General features: G+C 39.5%; 15 protein-coding genes. 1 reads left to right on the top strand and 14 read right to left on the bottom strand.

Features of this window, described 5'->3' with window-relative positions:
- Positions 1–14: 14 nt before the first annotated feature.
- The 12 genes from smc to FIU87_RS08960 all read right to left on the bottom strand — a co-directional run bounded on the left by smc (position 15) and on the right by FIU87_RS08960 (position 14,218).
- On the bottom strand, positions 15–3,581 hold the full coding sequence (smc, locus tag FIU87_RS09015; RefSeq protein WP_152444285.1) for a chromosome segregation protein SMC: 3,567 nt from the start codon (positions 3,579–3,581) through the stop codon (positions 15–17).
- 90 nt (positions 3,582–3,671) lie between these two features.
- On the bottom strand, positions 3,672–4,409 hold the full coding sequence (gene rnc / locus FIU87_RS09010) for a ribonuclease III (protein WP_152444284.1): 738 nt from the start codon (positions 4,407–4,409) through the stop codon (positions 3,672–3,674).
- A gap of 339 nt (positions 4,410–4,748) precedes the next feature.
- On the bottom strand, positions 4,749–4,982 hold the full coding sequence (gene acpP, locus FIU87_RS09005; RefSeq protein ID WP_152444283.1) for an acyl carrier protein: 234 nt from the start codon (positions 4,980–4,982) through the stop codon (positions 4,749–4,751).
- Between the two features lie 53 nt (positions 4,983–5,035).
- Entirely contained in the window at positions 5,036–5,776 is a 741-nt protein-coding gene (gene fabG, locus FIU87_RS09000) for a 3-oxoacyl-[acyl-carrier-protein] reductase (RefSeq protein WP_152444282.1), read from the bottom strand.
- Entirely contained in the window at positions 5,769–6,722 is a 954-nt protein-coding gene (gene fabD, locus FIU87_RS08995) for an ACP S-malonyltransferase (protein WP_152446483.1), read from the bottom strand. Before fabD ends, fabG begins: the two co-directional genes overlap by 8 nt.
- Positions 6,722–7,741: a phosphate acyltransferase PlsX gene (plsX, locus tag FIU87_RS08990; protein ID WP_152444281.1), complete on the bottom strand. Its 1,020-nt coding sequence runs from the start codon at positions 7,739–7,741 to the stop codon at positions 6,722–6,724. Before plsX ends, fabD begins: the two co-directional genes overlap by 1 nt.
- A 19-nt stretch (positions 7,742–7,760) precedes the next feature.
- Positions 7,761–8,327, bottom strand: coding sequence for a transcription factor FapR (fapR, locus tag FIU87_RS08985; RefSeq protein WP_152444280.1), 567 nt, complete (start codon positions 8,325–8,327; stop codon positions 7,761–7,763).
- A 117-nt stretch (positions 8,328–8,444) separates the two neighbouring features.
- Complete coding sequence (gene recG, locus FIU87_RS08980) at positions 8,445–10,493, bottom strand: ATP-dependent DNA helicase RecG (RefSeq protein WP_152446482.1); 2,049 nt, start codon at positions 10,491–10,493, stop codon at positions 8,445–8,447.
- On the bottom strand, positions 10,486–11,373 hold the full coding sequence (gene sdaAA, locus FIU87_RS08975; RefSeq protein ID WP_152444279.1) for an L-serine ammonia-lyase, iron-sulfur-dependent, subunit alpha: 888 nt from the start codon (positions 11,371–11,373) through the stop codon (positions 10,486–10,488). The genes recG and sdaAA overlap by 8 nt, the downstream gene beginning before the upstream one ends.
- 64 nt (positions 11,374–11,437) lie before the next feature.
- On the bottom strand, positions 11,438–12,100 hold the full coding sequence (gene sdaAB, locus FIU87_RS08970) for an L-serine ammonia-lyase, iron-sulfur-dependent subunit beta (protein WP_152444278.1): 663 nt from the start codon (positions 12,098–12,100) through the stop codon (positions 11,438–11,440).
- Positions 12,101–12,172: 72 nt separating this feature from the next.
- A complete protein-coding gene (locus tag FIU87_RS08965; protein ID WP_152444277.1) occupies positions 12,173–13,840 on the bottom strand; it encodes a DAK2 domain-containing protein in 1,668 nt (555 codons plus the stop codon).
- Between the two features lie 15 nt (positions 13,841–13,855).
- Positions 13,856–14,218 carry an Asp23/Gls24 family envelope stress response protein gene (locus tag FIU87_RS08960; RefSeq protein ID WP_152444276.1) on the bottom strand — a complete coding sequence of 121 codons (363 nt, stop codon included), beginning with the start codon at positions 14,216–14,218 and terminating at the stop codon, positions 13,856–13,858.
- 365 nt (positions 14,219–14,583) lie between these two features.
- Between FIU87_RS08960 and rpmB the strand changes: the two genes are divergently transcribed.
- Entirely contained in the window at positions 14,584–14,772 is a 189-nt protein-coding gene (gene rpmB, locus FIU87_RS08955) for a 50S ribosomal protein L28 (protein ID WP_152444275.1), read from the top strand.
- Positions 14,773–14,887: 115 nt separating this feature from the next.
- Here rpmB and spoVM read toward each other — a convergent pair whose 3' ends face one another.
- Both spoVM and FIU87_RS08945 read right to left on the bottom strand, forming a co-directional pair.
- Complete coding sequence (gene spoVM / locus FIU87_RS08950; RefSeq protein WP_060665857.1) at positions 14,888–14,968, bottom strand: stage V sporulation protein SpoVM; 81 nt, start codon at positions 14,966–14,968, stop codon at positions 14,888–14,890.
- Between the two features lie 47 nt (positions 14,969–15,015).
- Entirely contained in the window at positions 15,016–15,672 is a 657-nt protein-coding gene (locus tag FIU87_RS08945; RefSeq protein WP_152444274.1) for a thiamine diphosphokinase, read from the bottom strand.
- Between the last annotated feature and the right edge of the window lie 5 nt (positions 15,673–15,677).

Here is a 15,677-nt window from a genome sequence, read left to right as displayed (position 1 = left end):
TTTTTGCACCCTCTCTATTGAACTAGTTCTTTTGATTCTTCTAATCGGACAGAAACAAGCTTAGACACCCCAGATTCCTGCATTGTTACACCGTAAAGAACATCACTAAATTCCATCGTTCCCTTACGGTGGGTAATCACGATGAATTGTGTTTCGGCGCTAAAGCGTTTCAGATATTGCGCAAACCGATGTACATTGGCTTCATCCAATGCCGCTTCTACTTCATCAAGAATACAAAACGGTACAGGGCGCACCTTTAAGATAGAGAAGAGAAGCGCAATCGCTGTTAATGCACGTTCCCCTCCTGATAAAAGCCCAAGATTTTGTAGCTTCTTACCTGGTGGCTGAGCAACAATATCCACACCTGTATTTAACATATCCTTTGGGTCTGTAAGCACTAGATCTGCTCTTCCACCTCCAAATAAAGAACGAAACACGTCATGAAAATGAGCCCTGATATTGGTGAAGGTTGTCTCGAAGCGTTTTTTCATCTCTTCATCCATTTCACCGATTACCTGGAACAACGTGTCCTTGGCCTGTTGAAGATCTTGCTGCTGCTCTTTTAAGAAGGTATATCTCTCGCTTACCCGTTCATATTCTTCAATCGCAGCAATGTTAACCGTTCCAAGCTCTTCGATTGCAAGCTTTATGAGCTTCACTCTTTTTCTAGCTTCTTCTATATCCAAATCTAAGGGATATTCTTCTTTTGCTGCTTCAAAAGATAGCATATACTCTTCCCTTAAATGCTCGAGTCTATTATCAAGCTCCACGTCCAGTCGATTGAGTTTGACTTCTTCGGCCTTTAACACCTCTGATACTTGCTTATATTGACGTTTAAGCTCTTTTAGCTCCCTTTCTTCACTTTCCACTTTTTCATAGAAAGCAAGACGCTCTGCACGTCGTTCAGCGATAAGCTTCACTGTGGTATCCTTGTCTTCTCGCTTTTGTATAGCAGCTTGTTCGAGCCTCTCTTCTCCAGATGAACTATCATCCATTTCACTATTAAGCAGCGCAAGGTCTTCTTTAATATCTGTTAGCTTTTCGGTTGACTGTTTTAAATCTAGTTGAATACCTGCTACTTTTTCGGACTGATTGTGTAGCTTTTCCTTCTTGCTTGCATACTCTATTTTCAATTGCGTTAACTCGTTTTGAACGGTTACTTTCGAAGCGTTCTGTTCGAGTTTTATTGTGTTTAGCTGAGATATTTTCTTATCCAGCTCTACGATTTGGAGACCAATCTCTTTTAAGCTTTTTTCCAAACTAACTTTCTTTTCTTCGGCATCTTTTAAGGAGGAAGTTAATTGTAGCTTTTCATAGTCGTATAAACTTAGGTGTTCATTGACATTTTTTTCTTCTAGCTCAACTTCTCTTAAAAGACTATTAATTTGTTGCTCTTTATAACGTAGTTCTTCTCCCGTTATTTTTTGCTCCTGTACGCTAGCTTCCTTTGCGGATATTTTCTCTTTTAAGGTTTTCACTTGGTTTTCTAAAAGATTTGTCTTCGTTTCCATTTCCTCTAATTTGTGGCTAATAGATTCAAGCTCTCTTCCTCTGCTTAACAGCGAATTCGATTTCTGCTTGAGCCCCCCACCTGTCATGGATCCGCCTGGATTTACCACATCTCCATCCAGTGTAACAATTCTATAACGATGACCAAGGAGATTTGCAAGCGTATTTGCACCTCTTAGATCTTTGGCAATGACGACACTGCCAAGGAGGTTATTTATGATGTTGCTATACTCAGAATCAAAAGAAACGAGTGTTGCAGCAATACCAATAAATGAATCATGATCATTTAATTGATTTAATTGATAGTCTGATAGCGTTCTTGGCTTCATTACCGTAATTGGTAAGAATGTCGCTCTTCCATAGCCATTTTGCTTCAAGTATTGGATGGACGTTCTTGCGTTTTGTTCGTTATCGACCACAATATGCTGTGTGGCACTACCAAGTGCGATTTCAATCGCCGTCTCATGCTCTTCCTTTACCTGCAGTAGCTCTGCGACAGCACCTTTTATACCTTGGAGCTTATTTTCATCCCTTGCCTTTAGAACCTCTTTAACTCCTTGAAAAAAGCCTGTGAAGTCACCCTGCATGGTCTCAAGCATTTCTTTCCTTGCACGTGTTTGTTGCAAATACTGATAGGCCTGATACAAAGTGGATTCTTTTTTCTCGTAAGATTGCTTGAATTGCTCAAGCTCGGCAAGTTCCTTTCTATATGTACCTACCGTTTTCTCTAAAGCATCTTTTACTTCTAGCAGATCAGCGGAGATTTTCTTCTTTTTCAAAAGGGTATTCTCTCGCAAATCAACGTACTTTCGATTACCTTCATCTAGCCTGTTAGCCTTCGAGCTTTCTTGTTTTTCTAGCTGTTCGATGTGTGATAGTTCATTCCTAAAGGTAGCCTGCTTGTTTAAAAGTTCAATATACTCACTTTTTAAAGTATCAATTTTGCTTTCAATATCTTCATCGAATTGTTCATGTAATGCTTGTTTTTCTTTGAGCTGTTGCTCTGTCAACACGAGTTCTTTTCGTAAATTTTCCAAATGCTCTTGATCGGATAAAAGCCTTGCTTTTTGAGTAGAAAGAAATTGTTCTAATTCCACAGCGTTTTTCTCTAGCTGTGCTCTATTAGTGCTTGCGTTCTTTTTTCTTTCCTTTAACACTTCTTTCCGGCCTTCAAGCTTCTCAAGCTCTGAGCTAGCTACAAGTAATGCTTGCTGCAAGGAATCAATCGATTCATCAAGCGCAGCAACTTTATCTTTATAACTCTCAAGAGTCGCTTCCTTTTCTGAAAGCATGGTGGAAAGAGAAAGTTCCTTCTCTGTGCTAGCCTTTACTTCCGTTGTTGTGTTTTCCCATTTTTGATGTAACTCTTCGATTTCAAATACAGTGACACCGACTTCAATTTGTTCGAGTTCTTCTTTTTTCTCCAGATAGTCCTTTGCAATAGAGGCCTGCATTTTTAACGGCTCCACTTGTCCTTCTAACTCGTATAGAATATCTGAAACTCTATTCAAATTCTCCTGTGTATCAGAGAGCTTGCTTTCGGCTTTCTTTTTTCTTGATTTATATTTTAGGACACCAGCGGCTTCTTCAAAAATACTTCTTCTTTCTTCCGCTTTACTGCTTAAGATCTCTTCCACTTTTCCCTGACTGATAATGGAGAAGGCTTCTTTTCCTAGACCAGAATCCATAAACAAATCCACGATGTCTTTTAATCGACAGGATTGTTTATTGATTAAAAATTCACTGTCCCCTGACCTCAGCGCCCTTCTAGTAACGCTTACTTCCATGTAGTCTATCGGAAGAATTCGATTGCTGTTATCAAGTGTCAAGGTCACTTCTGCCATATTAAGCGCTCTTCTACTGTCGCTTCCTGCAAATATGATGTCTTCCATCTTGGAGCCACGTAATGATTTAGCTGATTGTTCTCCTAAAACCCATCTAATTGCATCAATGATGTTACTTTTTCCGCTTCCGTTTGGACCAACTACTGCTGTTACACCAGGTACAAAATCAACGGATATTCTTTCAGCAAACGACTTAAATCCAACCACTTCTAATCGTTTGAGGTACATTAGATTTCACCTCATTTATTCTTTCCAAATTTTCTATGTACAGTAAGACAGCGATTCTGAAAAAAGATGTATCAGAATCGCTTACTATTCTTACTTTTTCTTTAGCTTATGAAGCGCTACTTGTGCTGCATGTTGTTCTGCTTCTTTCTTCGAACGGCCTATTCCTATTCCCATTTCTTCCTTATTCAAGGAAACTCTAGAGACAAATTCACGATTATGAGCTGGTCCTTTTTCCTCGAGAACCTCATACTCTATTGTACCAAGTGCATTGCGTTGAATGAGCTCTTGCAATTGACTTTTAAAATCCATCACATGAGAAAAAGCACCCTCATTTATTTTTGGATACACAAATCCCTCCAAAAATGTAAAAACCGTTGAAAGACCTTGGTCAAGATAGAGTGCACCAATGAAGGCTTCAAAGACGTCTGCTAGTAGCGCAGGTCTGGTACGCCCACCTGTAATTTCCTCTCCTTTACCAAGAAGAACGTATTGACCAAACGAAAGCTCGTTTGCAAAAGCTACTAATGAAGGTTCACAAACAATAGACGCTCTAAGCTTCGTCAATTGTCCTTCACTCATCATTGGATACTTTGTGTATAAGAATTGAGAAATGGTTAATTCCAATACGGCATCTCCCAGAAATTCTAAACGTTCATTGTCTTCATATGGCTTTCTGCGATGCTCATTCACATACGATGAATGGGTGAAAGCTTGGTATAATAATTTTTCATTTTGAAATTTTATATTGATGGAGTCTTGAAGTTGGGAAAATCGTTTTTTAATCGCTTCGGACTTCCATTCATTTGTTTTGCTCCTGTGTCTTGTCATTTTGGTGCCTCCAACATACAATCTTCTTTCTTTAATGAAAGTTGTATAACATTACTATTTTAACAAATTATTTTACGGATACAAATAGCAACGAAAAATTTTCAAGAATTGCTCGATGAAACTAGGCTATTGATTTTTGCTAAATTGTTTATTGTTCTTGGAGCAATGCTAAATCCTCCTCAGCAACACCTGTTGGCCTCTAGTCTATCGCTTCGTTCCTGAGAATTGTGTACACATTTGCTCCCATCATCAGCTGGGAACTCCTTAGTATCTACAATTGTCATGATCACAACCTTGAAAAAATAAAAAGCCCCACCGGAGTGAGGCAAATTGTCGTCATTATGCGTTTGCTTTTATGTAGTTTACCGCATCGGCAACCGTTGTAATGTTTTCAGCTTCCTCATCGGAAATTTCCATATCGAACTCATCTTCAAGTTCCATTACAAGCTCCACTACATCAAGAGAGTCTGCACCTAAATCGTCCTTGAATTTAGAATCTAAATTCACCTCAGACTCGTCAACTCCTAAACGATCAACGATGATCTTTGTTACACGCTCTAATACATCTGCCATAACTTTCACCTCCCCTCAAGTATTATAAGAAATTTCTTGTGAAAAAACCAGTATTACATCACCATTCCACCATCTACATGGATGGTTTGACCAGTAATATATCCACTGTTCTCAGAAGCTAAGAAAGACACAACAGAAGCAATGTCCTTAGCATCTCCAAATCTTGCTAAAGGAATTTGCTTTAGCATTTCCGATTTTACTTCCTCTGTTAGTTTGTCCGTCATGTCTGTAGTGATAAAGCCTGGTGCGATTGCATTCACCGTAATGTGGCGAGATGCAAGTTCTCGAGCAGTTGTTTTAGTTAGTCCGATCACACCTGCTTTTGCAGCAACATAGTTGGCTTGACCTGCATTCCCCATTACTCCAACGATAGACGCAATATTAATGATTCGCCCAGAGCGCTGCTTCATCATTTGACGGGTTACTGCTTTTGTAGCGTTAAAGACGCCTTTAAGATTAATGTTAATTACATCATCCCATTCATCATCTTTCATACGCATTAACAGGTTATCTCTAGTAATACCTGCATTATTAACTAAAATATCAATGGTTTCAAATCTAGCTACTGCTTCCTTCATCATAGCTTGAACTTCTTCCATATTTCCAACGTTTGCACGGAAGGAAAACGCGTTACCTCCAAGTTCTTGTATCGCTTCTACCACTTCCTGTGCTTTCGCTTCACTTCCTGAGTAATTGACAACCACATTAGCGCCAAGTTGTGCTAGCTCAAGGGCAATGGCACGTCCAATTCCTCGGGATGCTCCGGTCACCACAGCTGTTTTTCCTTTAAGCATTTTCTGCACCCCCATTAAAATGTTCCACTGCTTTTTGTAACGTTTCCTTATCATAAACAGGGAGGACGGTTACCTTCCTGTTCACCTTTTTAATAAGACCAGCAAGCACCTTCCCTTGGCCAACTTCTACAAAAGTGTCCACTCCAAGTTCCAGCATCTTTTCCACAGATTGCTCCCATCGGACAGGGGAATAAAGCTGTTCGACTAGCTTTGATTTAATTTCCACTTGGGAGACAACTGGTTCTGCATCCACATTTGCGATAACAGGAATAACAGGGTCGAAAATTTGAATCATGGACAGTGTATCCTCAAGCTTTGAAGCTGCTGGCTTCATTAAACTTGAATGGAAAGGTCCACTTACCACTAAAGGTATCACTCGTTTTGCCCCTTTTTCCTTTGCCAGCTCGGATGCAGCTGCCACTCCTGCAGCAGATCCTGAAATAACAATTTGCCCTGGACAGTTAAGATTTGCAAGCTGTACAGGCCCTGTATTATCCGTAGCTTCGTCACAAGCCTCTTGCAATAAAGCTTCCTCAAGACCAAGAACCGCTGCCATGGAGCCTTCTCCTGCTGGAACGGCTTCTTCCATGTATTTTCCGCGCATGTGAACCGTATACACTGCATCTTCAAAGCTAATAGCACCAGCTGCAACGAGTGCTGAATACTCTCCAAGACTATGACCTGCTGTAAAATCAGCTTTGATACCAGCATCAGTAAGCTTTTGTAAAATAGCGATACTAGAAGTAAGCAAGGCAGGCTGAGCGTTATAAGTTAAGGTTAATTCCTCTTGAGGTCCCTCAAACATTAAAGTGGAAAGTCCAAACCCCAGTTTTTCGTCTGCTTTATTAACAATTGCTTGTACTTCTTGATACGATGTGGAAAGCTCTTGCGCCATTCCTACACTTTGAGAGCCTTGCCCTGGAAAAACAAATGCTACCTTTCCCATCATTCTCCCCCATTCTCTTCAGATGTAACAAACTCCATCTTTTCGATAGTTTCGGAAATTGTTCCTACCATATTTGTTTCTAGCATTTCTCTCGTTTGCCTGATTGCATTGAAAATAGCATTTTCATCTGAGGATCCATGCGCTTTTACAACAGGTGCCTTTAGGCCAAAAAGGGCAGCACCGCCATATTCTGAGTAATCCATTTTATTTTTAATGCTCTTCAGCTTTGGTTTTAGTACCGCTGCTGCAAGCTTACTTTTCAAATCACTGGTAAGCACTTCTTTGAGCATATCAAAAACAGATAGTGCTGTTCCTTCAATCGCCTTTAAGGTTATGTTTCCAGTAAATCCATCGGTGACCACAACATCTGCTACACCATTTAACAGATCTCTTGCTTCTACGTTTCCAATAAAATGAACAACACCAGATTCTTTTATAAACTCAAATGCAGCTTTCGTTAACTCATTTCCTTTTTTGTCCTCTGTGCCAACGTTTAAAAGTCCGATACGAGGAGCCTTTATTCCTCGAACTTTTTCAGCATAAATAGAACCCATCAGTGCATACTGGAATAAATGCTCAGGCTTAGCATCTGCATTCGCCCCCACATCAAGCATAACAAACCCTTTTCCATCAACAGTAGGGAAAGTTGGAGATAGTGCCGGTCGTTCTATTCCTTTTATGCGACCAACAATTAACAAACCCGCCGTCATTAAAGCTCCTGTGTTACCGGCAGATATACATCCATCAGCACGACCCTCTTTCACTTCTTTGGCCATTAAAACCATGGATGAATTTTTTTTGCGACGAACGGCTCTTACTGGCTCTTCATCACCTGAAATAACTTCTTCTGTATGTAAAATGCTTATATTTGTATCTTTTGTTAAGTATTTGCGAATTTCTGTTTCATTGCCAACGAGTGTAAACGAAACATCCGTGTATTTTTCAACGGCTTGCATGACACCTTCCACAACTGATTTTGGTGCATGGTCGCCTCCCATTGCGTCAATAGCAATCCTCATCTTTATAACCTGCCTTTAACTAAGAACTTGTTTGGCGAAACATTTCAAATTCACCGTGGAAGACCTTTTCATTTCCTACTGAGCTTTTTACTTCGACAGTAGTTCTTCCCTTTTCTTTATCCACTTTGCCAACTGTTGCTTTTGCAACCACTCTTTCCCCTATTTTTACAGGTCTGGTAAAACGAATGGTCGCTTTGGCAGTTAGGGCCAGTTCATCATTAATGACTGCCACTGCAAGTGAATTCGCTTGTGCAAACAGATGATGACCTCTGGCAATCTGATTTCGTTTAAAAACATGTTCACCCTTTACATCAAAAATAGAAATCGCGCTGTCATCTAATTGTAAATCAATAATTTCACCAATCACTTCATCTAGAGGCAAAGAGCGAACCTCTTTTTCAAGCGTCCGAGCTGCAACATTTTTTATTCTTTCCCGAAGCTCTGGAATGTTTAATTCTAGCCGATCCAACCGCACTGTTTGGATGCTAACTTGAAAAAAATCAGCAAGCTCTTCATCGGTAATAAATGGATTATCTTTTATTTTTTCTTTTAAGAGTAATTGGCGTTCCTTTTTATTTCTTCTCATGTCAAACACCATCCGAACTATTATGACTAGGTACTAACAGTAGTATATATATTAATCTACAAGAATGCAAGATAAAATAAAGCAGTTCTGCCAAACTAGACAGCACTGCTTCATTCTTTAATCTAATTTATCTCCATCAAGGATACCGGAAGTGGTAATTAAATCACGCAGTCCTTCGTATTCTTCATCGTGCCAAAAGGAATCAGAGTAGAGAAGGTCGTGCGCATCCTGTCTTGCGACTTCTAGAGCACGATAATCATGTACCATGTCTGCGACTTTGAATTCTGGTACTCCACTTTGCTTTTTACCGAAAAAGTCACCAGGGCCACGCAACTCTAGATCTTTTTCTGATAACAAAAAGCCGTCGTTCGTTTCCGTCATGATTTTCATACGTTCTTTCCCTACTTCCGTTTTCGGGTCAGCTAGCAGGATGCAGTAGGATTGATGACTGCCTCGACCAACTCTTCCCCGAAGCTGATGAAGTTGTGACAGTCCAAACCGCTCGGCATCATAAATGACCATGATGGTGGCATTCGGTACATTTACCCCAACTTCTACAACAGTGGTGGATACCAGAAGCTGTACGTCGTTACTGGAAAACGCCTCCATCACCTTTTCCTTCTCTTCTGAGGAAAGACGACCATGCATTAATCCAATTTTCCATTTTTCCCGGTAATAGTGTGTCAGCATATCATGCACATCAATGGCATTTTGGACATCCAGCTTTTCTGATTCTTCTATTAGCGGACAAATCACATAGGCTTGTCTTCCTTTAAGCAGTTCTTTTTCCACAAAGCTAAGCACTCGATCAATCATTTGATGCTTCGCCCAATACGTTTCAATCGCTTTTCTTCCTGCAGGCATTTCATCGATAACCGATACATCCATTTCACCAAAAGCAGTGATAGCTAGGGTTCTAGGGATAGGTGTAGCTGTCATAAATAGCACATCAGGGTTTTCCCCTTTTTCCCGAAGGACCCTACGTTGCTCTACACCAAATCGGTGCTGTTCATCGGTGATAACCATGCCTAAATTGGCGAAATTCACCTCATCTTGAATCAGTGCATGTGTGCCTACTAAAATATCCACTCTACCAAGCTGTATTTCTTCTAATATTTCTCTTCTTTTTTTCCCTTTAACAGAGCTTGTTAGTAATCTTATCTGAACGGGTGTTTCAGCAAAAAGCTTTGTTAAGGATTGAGCATGCTGTTCTGCTAAAATTTCTGTCGGAACCATTAATGCTCCTTGACGTCCTGCCAGATATACTGCATAAAGGCTAATAGCTGCAATAACGGTTTTTCCTGAACCAACATCACCTTGCAGCAACCGATTCATTCGATACGGAGCTACTAAGTCATTCTGAATTTCATTCCACACTCTCTGTTGCGCTCCGGTCAACGGAAAAGGAAGCGATGAAATGAATTGCTCTAACCTTTTCACAGGAAAGGAATGTCCTATGCCCTTCGATTGCTCACGTTTATATTTTCTTAATGCCTGAATTTTTAATTGAAAAAAAAGAAATTCTTCATATACAAAATACCTTCTTGCATGTTTTAGCATGCTTTGATTTTCAGGGTTGTGTAAAGCTTTGACACACTCCTGCTTAGACGGAAGTTTATATTTTTGTAACAATAAGTGTGGCAACCTGCTTTCAAGCTGTTCCCCGTATAATGATAGTCCATTGGCAATGAATTTTCTCATCTGTTTAACGGTAATATTTCCTTTAACGGAATATACGGGCTCCACTTCCCGTTCCTTTAAGAAAGGTCCAAAATGAATCTCAGAAACAGTGATGGTCTGGCGATGCTGATCCCATTTTCCAGTAATGGTTACCGTATCATTAATATTTATTTTATTTTTAAAGTAAGGTCTGTTAAAGCAGATGGCCTTTACTAAAAATCTACCCACAAACACTCTGAACGTTAATCGCGATTTTTTTCTTGCATAATACATAAGAGAAGGCTCACCGTGAACCTTCCCCTCTACTGTTACTTTCTCATCATGCTTGACTTCCGATATATCTCTTAAACGATAATCCTCGTATCTGTACGGAAAATACAAAAGAAGATCTTCTACCGTAAAAATACCCATTGTTTGAAGGGAAGCGGCTGTTTCCTCTCCCACACCTTTAATCGTTGTAATTGGAAGGACAGATAAATTAGTCACCTTTTTGTAATGGAACACCAAAGATTTTCGCTTCAAGCTCGCGACCAGTTGGTGTTGCCGCCAACCCTCCTTGTGCAGTTTCTTTTAGTGCAGTAGGCATTGTCTGGCCAATTTTGTACATGGCATCAATTACCTCATCACATGGAATGGTGCTCTTTATTCCCGCTAAAGCCATATCTGCTGCAACCATTGCATTTGCCGCACCCATGGCATTTCGTTTTACACATGGCACTTCTACAAGACCTGCTACAGGATCACATACTAAGCCAAGCATGTTCTTTAATGTAATGGCCATTGCGTGTGCGCTTTGATCTGGCGTCCCACCAGCCATTTCCACAATTGCAGCAGCCGCCATACCAGAGGCCGAACCAACTTCTGCCTGACAGCCTCCTGCAGCACCGGAGATGGAAGCGTTGTTTGCAACTACAAATCCAAAAGCTCCAGAAGTAAAGAGAAAATCAATCATCTGTTCTCTAGTTGGGTTCAACACATCTTTGACCGCAAAGAGTGTACCAGGAACAACCCCAGCTGATCCTGCAGTAGGAGTAGCACAAATTGTCCCCATCGCGGCATTTACTTCATTTGTGGCAACCGCTTTGCTAACCGCATCCAGAATGTTTTTACCTGTAAGAAATTTTCCCTTTTCAATATATTGCTGTAGTAGAACTGCATCTCCACCAGTTAAACCAGAAACAGATCTTACACCTTCTAAGCCCTTGGCGACAGCCTGCTCCATAATTTCAAGATTTTTATCCATTTGATGCAAGATATCTTCTCTACTTTTTCCGGTGAATTCCATTTCTTGTTCAATCATAATTTCCGAGATTTTTTTATTGCTGCTATCTGCTAATTCAATTAATTCTGCGACATTACGAAACATTCTTTTTCCTCCTCAGACATAATACCTGATTTGATTGTAAGCGCTATCATTATTATTCTGCGAATTAATCAACTATTTTAGTAACCTGCGTGATGTTTGGAAGAGAGGATAGCTCTTCTAACACATGCTCATCAATATTTTGATCCACTTCAATGGTCATTAATGCTTTTTTTCCTCTTTCTTTTCTTGACACTTCCATATGGCCGATATTAATGGCAAACTTCGCCAACACATTTGCTACTCCTGCGATGGCACCATATCGATCGTCATGAACAACTAATATTGCCGGGTGATTACCTGAAAGTTTAAGTGCAAAGCCGTTTAATTCAATAATTTCAATCTTCCCTCCACCAATGGAAATACCAACAAGCTCAAGTTCACCTTGATCATCTCCAATAATAACTTTAGCAGTATTTGGATGGTCGGTTATGGCTTCTTCTTCATGAAAAGAAACCGTCATTTCTAAAGAATCTGCTATGTGCAAAGAGGTCTTTATGCGTTCGTCAAACGTATCAAAATCTAGAATCCCTCCGACAATTGCTACATCTGTTCCATGACCCTTATATGTTTTTGCAAATGAGCCATAAAAGTAAATGTTTGCCCACTTGGGCTGCCTTCCGAATAGACTTCTAGCAACTCTTCCAATTCTGGCTGCTCCAGCTGTATGGGAGCTTGAGGGACCAATCATGATAGGCCCAATTATATCAAATACACTTCTATATTTCATCTCAGCCCAATCCCCTTTACATCAATACAAAAGAAGGGTTTGATCCCTTCTTTTGTGATTTAAAATATCAAATTACTCAACAGAAAAAATAAAGGAATATAATGGTTGCTTTCCATTATGAACTTCTATTTCAGCATCAGGGTACGCTTCTTCAAGCTCACTTACAAGCTCGTCAGCATCCTCTTCTGATACATCCTCTCCATAAATTACGGTAAGGATCTCTGCGTCTTCATCCATCATTTCGTTAAGCAGCTGTTTTGCCGCTTCTTTTTTGTTTTTGTTCGTCAAAAGGATTTTTCCATCAGCAATCCCCATAAAGTCATCCTTTTGGATCTCCACACCGTCAATGTTAGTGTCTCTGACAGCGAAAGTAATTTGACCTGTTTTCACTGTGCTTAAAGCATCCTTCATCAAACTAACATTGTCTTCTAATTCTCCGGTAGGATTGAAGGCAAGAATAGCTGCCATTCCTTGAGGAACTGTTTTACTTTCGACTACCGCAACATGTTTCCCAGCAACCTCAGCTGCCTGTTTTGCTGCCATCACAATGTTACTGTTGTTAGGAAGAATGATGACATTGTCAGCATTCACTTCCTCAACTGCTTTTAGAATATCCTCTGTACTTGGATTCATCGTTTGGCCGCCCTCAATGACAGCTCTCGCTCCGATGCTTTTGAACAATTCAGAGATACCTTCTCCCATTGCCACAGTAATGATGCCAAACTTTTCACGCCTTTGCTTAGCTTCTGGCTTAGGAGTTGGATAAGCATCTTCTTCAAACAGCAGGTTGCTATGTTGTTCTCTCATATTCTCAATTTTCAGGTTGATTAAGCTACCATACCTTTGGCCATAAGTAAGAACATCACCGGGCTGTTCAGCATGAATGTGTACCTTTACAATTTCATCATCGGCAATGACAAGTAAAGAATCACCAAACTGAGATAAATCATTACGGAAGTCTTCCTCTGTAAATGGTTGTTTATTTTCTTCAAACTTCACCATAAATTCCGTACAGTAACCAAACTCAATATCTTCCGTGTTAATAGCGGAATGAACGTTTTTATGGTGTTCGGCGTTCACAAGCTCATTCATCGAAGTTTTTGGAACAATATCCTCTATACGTTCTCCTTTAAGCTCAGCAAGGAAACCTTCATAAATAAAAACAAGACCTTGTCCACCACTATCAACTACCCCAACTTCTTTAAGAACAGGTAATAAATCTGGCGTACGCTTTAAGGATGCATTCGCTTCTTTTAACGTTTCTTCCATTAATACGATAATATCATCTTCGTTTTTAGCCACTTCCACTGCTTTTTTAGCAGCATCTTTTGCAACCGTTAGAATCGTTCCCTCTACTGGCTTCATGACAGCTTTATATGCCGTTTGAACACCAGCTTCCAAAGCAGAAGCAAAATCTTTGCTTGTGATTGTATCCTTTGCTTCGATATGTTTAGAGAAGCCTCTGAACAATTGAGAAAGAATTACACCAGAGTTTCCACGCGCACCCATAAGTAAACCCTTCGCAAGTGCAGATCCTACCTTACCAATATGCTCTGTCACATTGTTTTTCACTTCTTTCGCTCCTGAAGTGATAGAAAGATTCATGTTCGTTCCCGTATCTCCATCCGGAACAGGAAAGACATTCAACGCATCCACCGTTTTTGCGTTGTTTGATAAATGATTTGCACCCTGAATAATCATTTGTGCAAAACGTTTTCCATTTAAAACTTTAATTGACACTATATTTCCTCCTTATTACGGGTTCGTCACTCGAACTCCCTGAACATATATATTTAATGAGTCTACGGAAAGACCGAGCATTTGGTTTAAGGTATATTTTACTTTTGTTTGCACATTATGCGCCACCTCGGAAATTTTCGTTCCATAGCTTACAATAATGTACATATCTATATGTAACAGATCTTCCTCTTGGCGTACAATCACACCTTTTGTGAAATTTTCTTTACGTAAAATTTCAGATAACCCATCTTTCAATTGACTTTTAGAAGCCATACCGACAATTCCATAACAATCTACTGCAGCTCCACCTGCAATTGTAGCAATGACATCGTTAGAAATATCTATTTGACCATAAGATGTTTTTAGTTCGATGGACATAAAGGTTCCCCCTTTAAATGTATTTTTCATCTTGTCTACTCGCTATTTTACTATAAATACGACCATTTTAAAAGCATTCGGGTACCATTGTAACAATACTATTATTATACTGAATGCTAAAAACATGTATGTCAAGGTTTTTTTCTTGAAAGCTTTTCACAGAACTATTGCAAAGTGTGGGGGAGTGTGTTAAATTATATAAGTATTTTCAAGTGATTATTTTAGTATAGAAAAACCATTTAAAAGTCCGCTTCTCATTGTCGTAGACTGCTTAGATTGTTTTTCTCGCTGTAAATAAGAAGGATCTTCTTATTACTGATGAAAATATTGAATGATGTTTCTTTGTAGTTAGGAGGGAATGGAATATGGCACGTAAATGTGTAATTACAGGTAAAAAGACTGGTTCTGGAAACGCACGTTCTCACGCAATGAACTCTACTCGTCGTAAATGGGGCGCAAACCTTCAAAAAGTTCGCATTCTAATTGACGGTAAGCCTAAGCGTGTATACGTTTCTGCAAGAGCTTTAAAATCAGGTAAAGTAGAACGCGTATAATCGTTCTGCACACTCAAAAGCGACAGGATAATTTCCTGTCGCTTTTTACTTATAATTTAATGTTTACATAATGTTATTACGATGAACTTTAAAAAGAGCACCCTTCTCAGGTGCTCTACTCTTTTTTAAACGACCCAAGCATTGCACGAATGATGCCGCCTAAAAACCTTGGTAATTTAATTGTATAAAACTTCATTCCATTCCCTCCTCAAAACTTTCCCTTTTACAATCATAAGGTCCGTTTTAAAATGATGAATGATAATCACGGCTCCTTATCACCATTAATATGCCTTCATGAAATGAAAAAGTACCATTTTCACAAACCATTTCATTACTAATACATAGTGTATCTCCCCATTTAATATTCCTGTTTGTTAAAGGATATTTAAAGCCTGTTAGTGTAATTCCTAAAACAAACCTGCTAACAGGAAGAAAGGAGGTATAAGGGAAGGAAGAATCTTTACACAATGAGTACGTTCCCTCTTTTACTACATGCATGCGATTTTGAATATCTAGAATCTCGATTCTACTCCCATGTTCCAAACCTTTTAGTAGTAGCTGAATGTTTGCAAGGAAGTGATCTAGCCTTCCTCCTGTTCCACCAAAGATTCTAATCAACGAAGGCTTTTGCTTTAAAGCCCAATTTATCGCTATTTCCGTATCTGTTTCGTTTTTTTCACTTGGAAAGATTTCTGCATCACTAAAGCGCTGTAATATTGTTTCCTTTTGTTCATTTGAGACAGAATCAAAATCCCCATATATTTTTTTAGGAGTTATGCCAGTCTCAAGGAGATAAGAAACTCCGCAATCTACTCCAATCCATAATACATCCTCACCATGAAAGCTCATTAAATCAGGAATGTTTTCTTTAGGGCCTCCTGCAACAATTTGAATGATCACGTTCT

Origin of the sequence: Bacillus sp. THAF10 (assembly GCF_009363695.1) — a bacterium.
In the GTDB taxonomy this organism is placed as follows: domain Bacteria; phylum Bacillota; class Bacilli; order Bacillales; family Bacillaceae_I; genus Sutcliffiella_A.
This window is presented reverse-complemented; position numbering and strand designations above follow the sequence as displayed.